Source organism: Maribacter litoralis (genome assembly GCF_902506355.1).
Classification (GTDB): Bacteria; Bacteroidota; Bacteroidia; order Flavobacteriales; family Flavobacteriaceae; genus Maribacter; species Maribacter litoralis.
Window position 1 is genome coordinate 3937745 of sequence record NZ_LR733271.1, and the last position, 11839, is coordinate 3949583.

General features: G+C 36.3%; 8 protein-coding genes. All 8 read left to right on the forward strand.

The window, feature by feature from the left end; all coding sequences use genetic code 11:
• The first annotated feature begins 17 nt into the window (after positions 1-17).
• Positions 18-464 (forward strand): KTSC domain-containing protein, encoded by a 447-nt coding sequence (locus EXIGUO8A_RS16680; protein WP_116769051.1) that lies wholly within the window; start codon positions 18-20, stop codon positions 462-464.
• Positions 465-497: 33 nt separating this feature from the next.
• Positions 498-1799, forward strand: a complete 1302-nt coding sequence (locus EXIGUO8A_RS16685) for a DEAD/DEAH box helicase (RefSeq protein WP_159304031.1) — start codon at positions 498-500, stop codon at positions 1797-1799.
• Positions 1800-1836: 37 nt separating this feature from the next.
• Positions 1837-3387, forward strand: a complete 1551-nt coding sequence (locus tag EXIGUO8A_RS16690) for an SDR family NAD(P)-dependent oxidoreductase (RefSeq protein ID WP_159304032.1) — start codon at positions 1837-1839, stop codon at positions 3385-3387.
• A 190-nt stretch (positions 3388-3577) separates the two neighbouring features.
• Positions 3578-5464, forward strand: a complete 1887-nt coding sequence (locus EXIGUO8A_RS16695) for a hypothetical protein (protein ID WP_159304033.1) — start codon at positions 3578-3580, stop codon at positions 5462-5464.
• A 3-nt stretch (positions 5465-5467) separates the two neighbouring features.
• Positions 5468-6301 carry a DUF2490 domain-containing protein gene (locus EXIGUO8A_RS16700; protein ID WP_236564508.1) on the forward strand — a complete coding sequence of 278 codons (834 nt, stop codon included), beginning with the start codon at positions 5468-5470 and terminating at the stop codon, positions 6299-6301.
• A gap of 23 nt (positions 6302-6324) precedes the next feature.
• Positions 6325-7176 (forward strand): MORN repeat-containing protein, encoded by an 852-nt coding sequence (locus EXIGUO8A_RS16705; protein ID WP_159304034.1) that lies wholly within the window; start codon positions 6325-6327, stop codon positions 7174-7176.
• Positions 7177-7347: 171 nt separating this feature from the next.
• The gene (locus tag EXIGUO8A_RS16710) at positions 7348-10344 is read left to right on the forward strand and encodes a WD40/YVTN/BNR-like repeat-containing protein (protein ID WP_159304035.1); all 2997 of its coding nucleotides are present in this window, start codon (positions 7348-7350) and stop codon (positions 10342-10344) included.
• A 158-nt stretch (positions 10345-10502) separates the two neighbouring features.
• The gene (locus EXIGUO8A_RS16715) at positions 10503-11834 is read left to right on the forward strand and encodes a TolC family protein (protein WP_159304036.1); all 1332 of its coding nucleotides are present in this window, start codon (positions 10503-10505) and stop codon (positions 11832-11834) included.
• The last annotated feature ends 5 nt before the right edge of the window (positions 11835-11839 follow it).

Here is an 11839-nt window from a genome sequence, read left to right on the forward strand (position 1 = left end):
CGCAAAAAAGCTGTGTTATGAAACGTATTAACGAATACAAAAAACTTTTTGAGGTAGAGAAAGAAATTGATCTTAAAGCCTTAAAAACCAAGTATAGAAACTTGGTTAAAGAATGGCATCCAGACAAATTTCAAGAAGGCGATGAAAAAAAGGAAGAGGCAGAAGTGCAAAGTCGTAGAATAATTGACGGTTACCATTTTCTAGTTAGTATTGCACCCGAAACCAAAGAAGCCAATAAAGAAGAATATGATCAATCTATTTTATCGGGTATCTTGGATTTTCAACATAACGGTCTGGTTTTAGAAATTACTTTTGTTGATGGCGCTACGTATGAGTATTTCGGAGTAACAAAACCTATCTTTCAAAAAATGATCAATGCCAATAAGTTGAACAGATTTGCCAAGAGGAGCATTTTTCCTAATTACTTGTATAGAAAATCTAAACGAGAACTTCAAGAAGCATAGCGAACAACTAATTTTAACGCTTAGAATCAACGTATGAAAAATCAAAATGATATTCTTTCAAAATTGAATATTGATGCGTTGAACCCAATGCAAGAATTAGCATTGGAGGCAATTTCGACATCTGACAATACCATATTGTTATCACCAACGGGTACTGGTAAAACATTGGCGTTTTTATTGCCGGTTATAGATTTGTTAGATCATAACAATCCTGAAGTTCAAGTATTAATTTTGGTTCCTTCACGTGAGTTGGCAATACAAATTGAGCAAGTATTACGTGATATGGGTACGGGCTTTAAAGTAAATGCTATTTATGGTGGTAGGGCAATGTCGAAAGATAAAATTGAACTAAAGCATACACCAGCCATTTTAATTGGTACACCTGGTAGAATTTTAGATCACTTTATGGCAGACCGCTTTACCAAAGACCATATTAAAACTTTGGTACTAGATGAGTTCGATAAATCTTTGGAAGTTGGTTTTGAAGAGCAAATGATAGAAATTCTGCATGAGTTGCCAAGTCTTAAAAAACGCATACTGACTTCTGCAACGGAGGGAGTGAAGATTCCAAAGTTTGTGGGTATGGAAAACCCCAAGAAAATAAATTTTCTTAAAAAGGAAATTCCCTCACAACTAACTATCAGTACTGTTTTAGCTAAAGAAAAAGATAAGCTTGCTACTTTGGTACAATTGCTCAAGTATATCGGGGAAGAACCTGGTATTATTTTTTGTAACTATAAGGATAGTATTGAAAACGTTAGTTCTTATTTAGATCAACATGGCATTTTACACGAGTGTTTTTCTGGGGGTATGGAGCAGCGAGACCGTGAACGGGCTCTTATTAAATTTAGAAATGGCAGCAGTAGAATTTTAGTTGCCACCGATTTGGCGGCAAGAGGTATTGATATTACTGAATTAAAATTCATTGTACATTATGAGCTACCACATCGAATAGAAGAATTTACCCATAGAAACGGCAGAACTGCCCGTGTTAATGAATTAGGTACGGCTTATGTATTAAAATGGGAGAAAGAAAACTTACCTGAATTCATTGAATCGTCAACGCCCATTAACATTTCAAAAAGCAAGGAATTGGGTGATCCATTTTGGGAAACATTATTTATCTCTGGCGGAAGAAAAGATAAGATATCTAAAGGCGATATTGCCGGACTTTTCTTTAAACAAGGAGAATTGGGCAGGGATCAATTGGGAGATATTGAATTAAAACAAGATTGCGCCTTTGTTGCTGTTCCTAAAAAGAAGTCAAACGAACTTATCAACAAATTGAACAATACCAGATTAAAAAAGAAAAAAGTACGTATAACTTTACTTTAGGCATTGTTAGTATTTTTGCCCTTATCAAGGAAGTATCATGAAGGAAGAACAACAGTATAAAGAATCAGAAATCGACTTAAACGAGATTGAAAGTTGTATTGAAACATTAAATCGTTTGGTAAATAATACCAACGAGATTTTTGAAATTCCAGAAGATAGACGAATTGCTTTAATTAAAGCTGCAGGTCAACTTTCACGCCCAAGCAAGCAAGAGTTTGCCAAACGGGTAAAAGATGCAAAACGTAACGAAAAGCGAAAGCAAGCTGTTCGTGACAAACATGCCCGTAAAGAGACCGGTATTCGTAGTGCACGTGAAGCTCATGTATTTGTTGCGCCTAAACTATTACCAGTCGCAGAATTGGCAAGCAAAGATTTGCCAGAACTTACAACACCTCGTAATTGTTATGTTTGTAAGGCAGAGTTTACCAAACTGCACCACTTTTATGATACAATGTGTACCGATTGTGGAGATTTCAATTATGCCAAAAGATTTCAAAATGCCAATGTAAAAGGTCAAGTAGCCGTTATAACCGGTTCACGTTTAAAAATTGGCTATCATATCACTTTAATGTTGCTTCGTGGTGGTGCAACGGTTATTGCAACCACACGCTTCCCTGTTGATTCTGCCCTTCGTTTTTCAAAGGAGGAAGATTTTATGGAGTGGGGACACCGACTAAAAATTCACGGGTTAGACCTCCGCCATATACCCAGTGTGGAGATCTTCTGCAATTTTGTAGAACAGCAATATGACAAGTTGGATATTCTGATCAATAACGCTGCGCAAACAGTGCGTAGACCAGCGGGATTCTACCATCACTTAATGGAGAATGAGGAACGCGAATTTTCTTCGTTGCCCAAGTTTGCACAAATGGTGCTGAGTGATCATGAAAGTTGTTTAGAAGAGTTAAAAACATTTAGCTCTAAAGCATCACCCAATCAAAATATGCCTGTAACATGGCACGGACCCGAACCTGGTATAGGTTTACGCGCTTCTGCAAAATTATCTCAGATACCCTATAGTTTCGACAATGCTTTGGTTGCACAAGAGGTATTTCCTACTGGTGAACTCGATGCCGATTTACAACAGGTTGATTTACGTAAAACTAATAGTTGGCGTTTAAAATTAGGCGAAATTGAGACCACTGAAATGATCGAAGTTCAATTGGTAAATTCCGTAGCACCATTTGTACTTTGTAATCGTTTGGCCGAAATGATGAAAAAAGAAAACACGGGTCAAAAGCATATTATTAACGTAACGGCGATGGAAGGTAAATTCCACCGATTCTTTAAAGAATCTCGTCATCCGCATACCAATATGGCAAAAGCTGCACTAAATATGCTTACACATACCGCAGCAGGTGAACTTGCAAAAGATGGTATTTTTATGAACGCTGTGGATACCGGTTGGGTAACCGATGAAGATCCTGCAGAATTGGCTAAGAAAAAGCAAGAAGTACATGATTTTCAGCCCCCTTTGGATATTGTCGATGGTGCAGCAAGAGTTATGGATCCGTTATTTGACGGTATAAATACAGGTAAGCATTGGTGTGGTAAATTCTTAAAGGATTACTTCCCAATTGATTGGTAATACCACAAAGATTTACAGCTTTTATTGCTTGATTCTGAATAGATTAAAAACTTTTAATAAAAAGTTAAAAATCGTAGCGTTCTAATTTACTAGTCTAAATCTATTTTCGTTTTTTTGCGGCATGATTAGGCTAACTATCAACCCATTACTATTTTTTATTGTATGCTGTTGTTTCAGTATTTCAAATTCGTTGTACGCCCAAGAGGTGGAAACCTATAACGGATCTTTACAAATTGGCAAGTATAACGGTAAGGCGACGTATACTTATAAAGTTGTAGAAAACGATACTGTTTTGGACGGAGACTTTTTAGTACTTCGCTCCAACCTTCAAGAACTGCTACAAAAACAAGATTATTCTTTTCAATTTAAAGGTGGTTTTGTTGATGGAATACCTGACGGACCTTGGAAATTCCAGTTTGGGGAATTCAATTCTAAAAGTCAGTCTGAAGTAATAGATTATCAATATCGCGTGTTGGTAAGTGGCACTCAAAAATCATCTGTTGGAAAAATTAAAATGGGAAACCCTCATGGTGAGTGGACCATTTTAGAAGAGCAGATTGAAGATTCAGAAATTTCTAAAACATTGTTCAAAAGTGTTATTTCATTTGATAACGGAGTACCACAACAAAACTTCAGCATCAATAATGATAATTATACCTTGGTAGGTAGATTTTTAAGGGATGGTGTAGCACATGATGAGTGGTCACTTTTTCCTTCTAACGGAATCGACCAATCTGAAAGTTGGTATTTTAATGACGGACTTCTGCAGCATATTCTGGTAGATGATGATAATGATCACAAAACCATTACCGCTTTCAAAGGTTTTATTGGTGAAACTAAAACCATAAATCTAGATGCTGCCTATATTGCCGCTTTAGATATTCAATTTTCTAAAGAAGATGTTGAAACCCTTCACCAAAACAACCTGCCAAAACTATTAAAACAAAACGCACAACGGTACCAAGAAATTGATGCTATTCTATCTGAATTGGGTAAATCTGACTTTCTTCCAGAGTTTAAGGTTAAAGTACCATACTATCCGTTAGATTCGTTGGAAACGGTACAAGTAGATAGTGTTGTATCCTATTATAAAAAAGCAAAGGAGTTAAGTGAATCCATCCTTCATAATTCTCAATTAAATATTCTAAAATTATCAGATAAAAACACTGCATATCAATACAATACAGTACTTCAAATAAAGAATGATTTTCTAGCACCTATTGAAGAAATTGCAAGGTATGATTCATTGTCAATATTAGAATACACTTCTCGTAAACAGTTACTAGATAATGTATTTGCCAGCGGCTTACCAAACCCTAAAATGGATATTGAAATCGTTATCGATAGTGTAGCAAGTTCCAAACCATATACTATTTCAACCACTATAACATCTTCTAAAAATGCAACAGTAATTCAACAAATTGAAACAGTGGCCAAAATGGGGTATGATGGTGTATTAGCCATTGCAAACGAAGTCAAAGAAACCTTAGCACAAGAAAAAAGACAGAACGAACTAGCGAATCTTGAAGAAGAAATTATTGTTCAAAACGATTCTTTGGTTATGTTCATTGACTCCGTTAGAGCTAGTATTCCTTTGACTTATTCCAACTCGTTAAAGCAAATTAAAACATTTGCGAACGCCACTTTGAATAGTTATTCTAAAGTAAAATCTGCTCAAGACAAGTTAATATCGGCTCGAAACACCGTGGCATGCCTTAAAAACTTAAATGAACTGTCTGTTACGGTATCTAAAATGCCCCAGTTTAAAAGCACTATTCAAGAAACCTATACCGATCGTATATGGAATCCGTTTATGGCAACTTTAATGGATGAGGATATAAAAAAGCGAATAACAACTGCTTACACTAAAATACTTGAGCCCTATTTCTTAATACAAACAGAAGAGTCGCTCACCTGTGAAAACATCAGTGCTCTAAATGAAAACATAACAGAAACGTACCACTCTGTGCTAATGCTTAAAGAAAAGGATACCAAAAAACTGGAACGAAAACTAAAAAAGGAAAAAGACCCCTTGACCATTTTAGAATTGTTGAATGTACAAAACACAAAGCAATAGCCTATGAAAACGTTTGGTACATATATGTTGCGATTTTTATTCTTGCTATGCTTTTTAACTACATTTAAAGGTGTTTCACAAGAAGAGGAGCCTGAGGTTTTACCTGAATATTCTAAATATAAAGATCTTACCACAAAAACTTGGATCAACACTTATGGTAATATACGAATAGCCAAACGCTTGTTTTGGGATGCACAAACTCATCTTAGGCTAGAAGAAACCGATGCTACACCTTTTGTGGGGCAGGTTGCGCAAGTGTACAACAGGCATGCCATTGGCTATATACACTCAAAATATTTTAATGTACGATTGGGTGGTGTGCTCCGTTTAAATTTCAATACCGATGAGTCTTCTACAGATCGTAATCTAGTGCCGGAATGGCGAATTTGGCACCAATATCAATTTGCACAAGCTTTGGAGAGTATGATGATCTATCATCGTATTCGAATAGAGCATAGATGGACACAAGGTTTTGCCGAGGATAGCGAGTATATTTTTAGAAATAGATGGCGTTACATGTTCCGTATGAAAATACCATTGAACAATCATAAATTAAAGCCTAAAACACTGTACGTTGCCCCAGAGGCAGAGCTGATCATGCAAAGTGGTAAAGCAGTGGTTGCCAGCCCTATGGAAGACTTACGACTTACAACCACTTTAGGGTATATTTTAACACCAAGGCTAACAGTAGCGGCAGGTGCCATGTACTCTCAAGGTCAAGACTTAGCAAATGGAGGTAATTTCAAGCAAAGCTGGGCAATGCGCTTTCATGTATATTTCTCTCCAGATTTTAGAAAGGTTAAAAACAAACTTCCAGAAATTCATTTAACGGACTAGCCAGGTACCGAAAATAAAAGAATATGAAGAAAAAAGATATTACACTTTACGGTTTGCTTGCCATACTTTCTGTTTTGGTCATTTATTTTGGGGTAAAATCAAATTCATTACAAAATGAAATAGGGGAGAGCAGTAAGGTAAAAGAAGAGTTAGATGTATTGGTAACCGGCAATAAAGAATTAATGGCAATCGATTCTGTATTAATTGAAGGCGACTATAACAAAGCAATAGCATCATACAATTCTACGCTTGAAAATCATGAAGAACTAAATTCTGTAATACCCTTAAGAATTGCTCTTGCGCAAAAACTAATGCAAAATGACACCAAAACGAATTTAGAAGAAAACAACATAGATCTTTTAAAAGATTCCGTTGCTACAAGCCCAATTTCTCAAAACGAATTAAGAAGTATTGACTCCTTAAATTTTGCATTGGAAAAAGCCCGTGTTCAATTGAATAATATGCGTAGGCAGTTGAACAATAAAACTTTTGGCGAATACTTAAGTTTTACCACTAAAAAAGGAACTGCCTTACATTACGTTGGTCAGGTAAAAAATAACATGGCCAATGGTTCTGGTATTGCACTATTAGAAACCGGCAGTAGGTATGAAGGGCAATGGAAAGATAATGCCCGCGAAGGTCATGGTACTTTTTACTGGCCAGACGGCGAATATTATATTGGCAGCTATAAAAACGATATGCGCAGTGGCGAAGGAACTTATTTTTGGCCCAATGGAGAAAAATACAAGGGACAGTGGAAAAACGATAAACGCAATGGGAAAGGTATTTTTCATAAGAAAGAAGGTTCTGTAATAAGTGGTATTTGGGAAAATGATAAACTTATAGAAACCGACAAAAAAGAGAAGAAACAATAAATCGTATAAAAACCAAAGCACATATTGGTTTTCAATTCTTTAACAATACAGGTGTGTTATTACTGATTTCAGTTTGCCAAATTGAGAAATTAGCAAAAATGCAAACACCCATATGATTTACGTTTTGGTTTAAGTAACTTTAGGTTTTAACCAACCTATCTCTAAACTAAAATGAAAACGCTATTTCGTTACCTTACCTCAGTATCGTTTATTCTAATTTCAACAACACTTTTATCTCAAGATTTTTCTGCACTACAATATAGAACCGTTGGTCCGCAGAGAGGTGGTCGTGTAACTACGGTTACCGGAACTCCCGTTTTACCAGGAACTTTTTATCTTGGCGCCTCTGGTGCAGGAGTATGGAAAACCGATGATTACGGTACTACTTGGAACAATGTATCCGATGGTTTTTTCGATACTCCCTCAATTGGAGCTATTGAAGTTGCCGTAAATGACCCTAACATAGTTTATGTTGGCACAGGTTCTGATGGTTTACGAAGTAATATCATTAGTGGAAAAGGAATGTACAAATCCATTGATGGCGGTAAAACATGGAGCCATATCGGCTTAAAAAATGCCGGACAGATCGGGGCGGTAGAAATTGACCCTACAAATAGTAATATTGTCTGGGTTGCCGCTATTGGTAATGCATTTAAGGCTAATGAAGAACGTGGCATTTATAAAACAGTTGATGGTGGTACCACGTGGACAAAAATGCTACATATATCAAATACTACCGGCTTTGCAGATTTAGAATTCTTACCCGGAAACCCTAATGTGGTTTATGCAGCCGCATGGAAAGCCCAGCGTACACCGTGGACCATAATCTCTGGCGGAGAAAATAAGGAAGGTGGCATTTATAAGTCTGTGAACGGAGGTAAAGACTGGATCAAACTAGAAGAAGGTTTACCCAAAGGCTTGATCGGCAAAATAGATTTAGCGGTTTCTCCTGTAGATTCTAGTATTCTTTATGCTGTAATTGAAGCTCCTGGTGATGAAGGTGGTGTTTATAAGTCTGTTGACCAAGGTAAATCCTTTGTACAGACTTCAAGCAACAAAGGGCTAGTAAACAGACCTTTTTACTATACCAATATTGAACTCGACCCAACAAACCCAGATATTGTGTATTCAAATGCCAACCCACTATTGAAATCTAAAGATGGTGGTAAAACATGGACAATGATGTCGGTACCCCATGGCGATAATCATGATATATGGTTAAACCCTAATAATCCAGATTTGCTAATACAATGTAATGATGGTGGTGCCAACGTTTCTCATAATGGTGGTAAAACATGGTCATCGCAATTCAATCAACCAACCGCAGAAATTTACCAAGTTGCCGTTGATGATCAATATCCATATTGGATCTATGGAGCCCAACAAGATAATACTACAATTGCTATACCCAGTTCTGCTCCAAGTGCAACATCGGTACAAGGTAGTTCACAGATCATGATCGATGTGGGAGGTTGTGAGACCGGACCCACCATTCCAAAACCCGGTAACCACAATATTGTCTATAATAATTGTAAGGGACGTTTTAGTGTTTATAGTAAAATTACCGGTACAGGTAGAGAATACTCAATTGGAGCATCCAATATCTACGGGCACAACCCAAAAGACCTAAAATATCGTTTTCAACGTGTTGCACCTATTCATGTCTCTCCACATGATCCAGATGTTGTATATATGGGTTCACAGTTCGTACATAAAACTAGGAACGACGGAGTTATTTGGGAAACTATTTCTCCCGACTTAACTGCTTTTGAAGCGGATAAACAAGTAAATTCCGGTAGTCCGATTACCAGGGATATTACCGGTGAAGAGTACTACAGCACCTTATATTCCATACGGGAATCCAAAATTCAAAAAGATTTAATCTGGACAGGGTCCAACGACGGCGTTGTTTCGTTAACGCAAGATGGTGGGCAAACTTGGACGACCGTTACTCCAAAAAATTTACCAAAAGGTGGTAGGGTAGAATCTATTGAACCTTCACAATTTAACCCTGCAAAGGCTTATATATCTGTAGACAGACATTTGTTAGGAGACACCACTCCATATTTTTACAAAACAGAGAATTATGGTAAATCATGGGAATTATTGACTAGTGGAATTCCGTCTGACTACACCAGCAAAGTATTACGCGAAGACCCGGTAAGAGAAGGTTTATTATATGCAGGTACGGAATACGGTATGTTTGTATCATTAAACGATGGTGAAAATTGGAAACCTTTTCAACAGAATTTACCCGTAACACCAATAACAGATGTAATACTATATAGAGGCGATTTGATTTTAAGTACGATGGGACGCGGTTTTTGGGTGCTTGACAACATTACAACGTTAAGAGATAATGCTATAACATCGCTAAATGATACTCCTGTATTGTTTCAACCAGATACTACAATTAGATATAGAACACCTAGAAGATCAAAAGGTTTTCCCGATTATCCTTCAACCGGAGTACTAATTGATTATTACCTCCCAAAAGAAGGCAAGAATGATGTACAGTTAGAAATATTAGATGAGAACAAAAAATCTATAGCAACTATTACTAGTGACTCAACAATGGCAAAATCCACCAAAGAGGAAGTAGAAAATATGGGGCTCAGTATGTCTTTCACTTATTATGACACAAAACTTGAAACTAAAAAAGGCATCAATAGATTTCAATGGGACATGAAACAAAAAGGTGCTTGGAGCGATAAACCATCTAGAAGTTACAAAAACGGACCTATGGTGCCTCCTGGATCATATACCGCAAAACTAACGGTAGGAAAAGAAACTTTTGAACAACCTTTTATAATTAAAGTAGATCCACGCTTAGCTAAAGAAGGTATAGATGAAACGATTATAGCGAATCATATCGCCTTTGAAAATAAAGTGTTGAATTTATTGACCGATGCCCGCAAATTTCAGTCGGACCTAGAAACGGAAATCAAAAAAAGCAAGGGCGAAAGAAAACAGTCTTTAGAAACTATTTTAAAGACTATTAAAAATGATGAAGGTGCCTATCCTCAGCAAATGCTGGTTCCGCAAATTGCGTATTTATCCTATATCGTAGGTGGTTCAGATAAAGTACCAGGTAATGAAGAAGTTGAACGTTTAAAAGATTTACAGCAACAATTAAATATGGTTAAGCAAGAGGCTCAACTAAACTAAAAGAGAAAATGGCAATTGCTGATTAGTTCAGTAATTGCCAAAAATCTCGTCGATAAAATTCCACTTTCCGTATAAATAAAAAGGGCAAACTTCTATTCCTTTTTAATAAAGTAGTATAAAGTTTCACTTTTGGTGTGTTAATTAAAAACACGCTTTAAATGAAACAATTTATAATCATAGCAAGCATTCTAATTTCTCACTTTGGTATTGCCCAAGATGTTGAAACAAATTCTTCGTCCAAAATATGGTCTTTAGAAGATTGTATTTCGTATGCCATAGAAAATAATATTACCATAAAGGATGCGGATATCAATACGAACATATCGGAGGTTGATTATAATGCTTCAAAATCTGCCAAGCTACCGAATCTATTTGGTAGTGCTTCCCAAAACTTTTCTAGTGGTACCACAATTGACCCTATTACTAGCGACTATGTTTCGGATCAAATCCATAGTACCAATTTGGGTATTAATAGTTCTGTAACACTTTTTCAAGGAAATCAATTAAACAACCAAGTAAAACAGAACAAATTACTTATTGAGCAAAATAGCTTATTGGCTCAAGAAGCAAAGAACAATATTGTAATCAGTATTCTAGAATCTTATTTACAGACCTTATACAGTAAGGAAGGTATTAGCATTGCAGAGAATAATTTAGACGCTTCTGAAAAAGAAGTGCTTAGGGCAAAATCAAGATTAGATGCCGGTACCATAGCTTTAAGTGATTATACCGAAGCGCAAAGTCAGGCTGCTACCAACAAATTCAATGTTATTGCTGCCAAAAATGATTACGAACTAAATATTATCAATCTTAAGCAATTGCTTGAGCTTTCTCCATTGGAAGATTTGCAAATTGAAACGGTAGATAAAAATCAAGATTTAATTCACCTAGAATTAAATAGAGAAGCTATTTATACCAATGCCTTGGCTTATTTACCAGAAGTAGAAGCCAGTAACACTAATATTCTGATCAATGAAAAAGAACTGGACATTGCCAAAGGTGGTTATCTGCCAACATTATCATTGACCGGTAGCCTTGGTACTGGGTACACTAGTATAAGTGACAATACTTTTACCGATCAATTAGATGTCAATTTCAACCAAAGATTGGGTTTAAGTTTAAGCATTCCAATTTTTAATCGAAACCAAACAAAGTCTGCAGTACAAATAGCATCTTTTAATATAGAAAAAGCTGAAATACAAAAACAAACTGTAGAAAAAGAAGTCATTAAAAAGGTTGAAACCGCTTACCAAAATGCGCTTTCATCACAAGAACAATTGATTGCCGCTGAAGTTTCTAAAGAAGCTGCCGAGCAATCATATAATCTAGCACAGAAAAAATACGAGTTGGGCGATTTAAGTACAACTGATCTGGTTATAAGTCAGAACACATATACCAATGCCCAACAAAATTACCTACAGTCTAAATATCTAAATATTCTGTACCACCAATTATTACAATTCTATCAAGGAAACGAAATTAAACTTTAACTAAA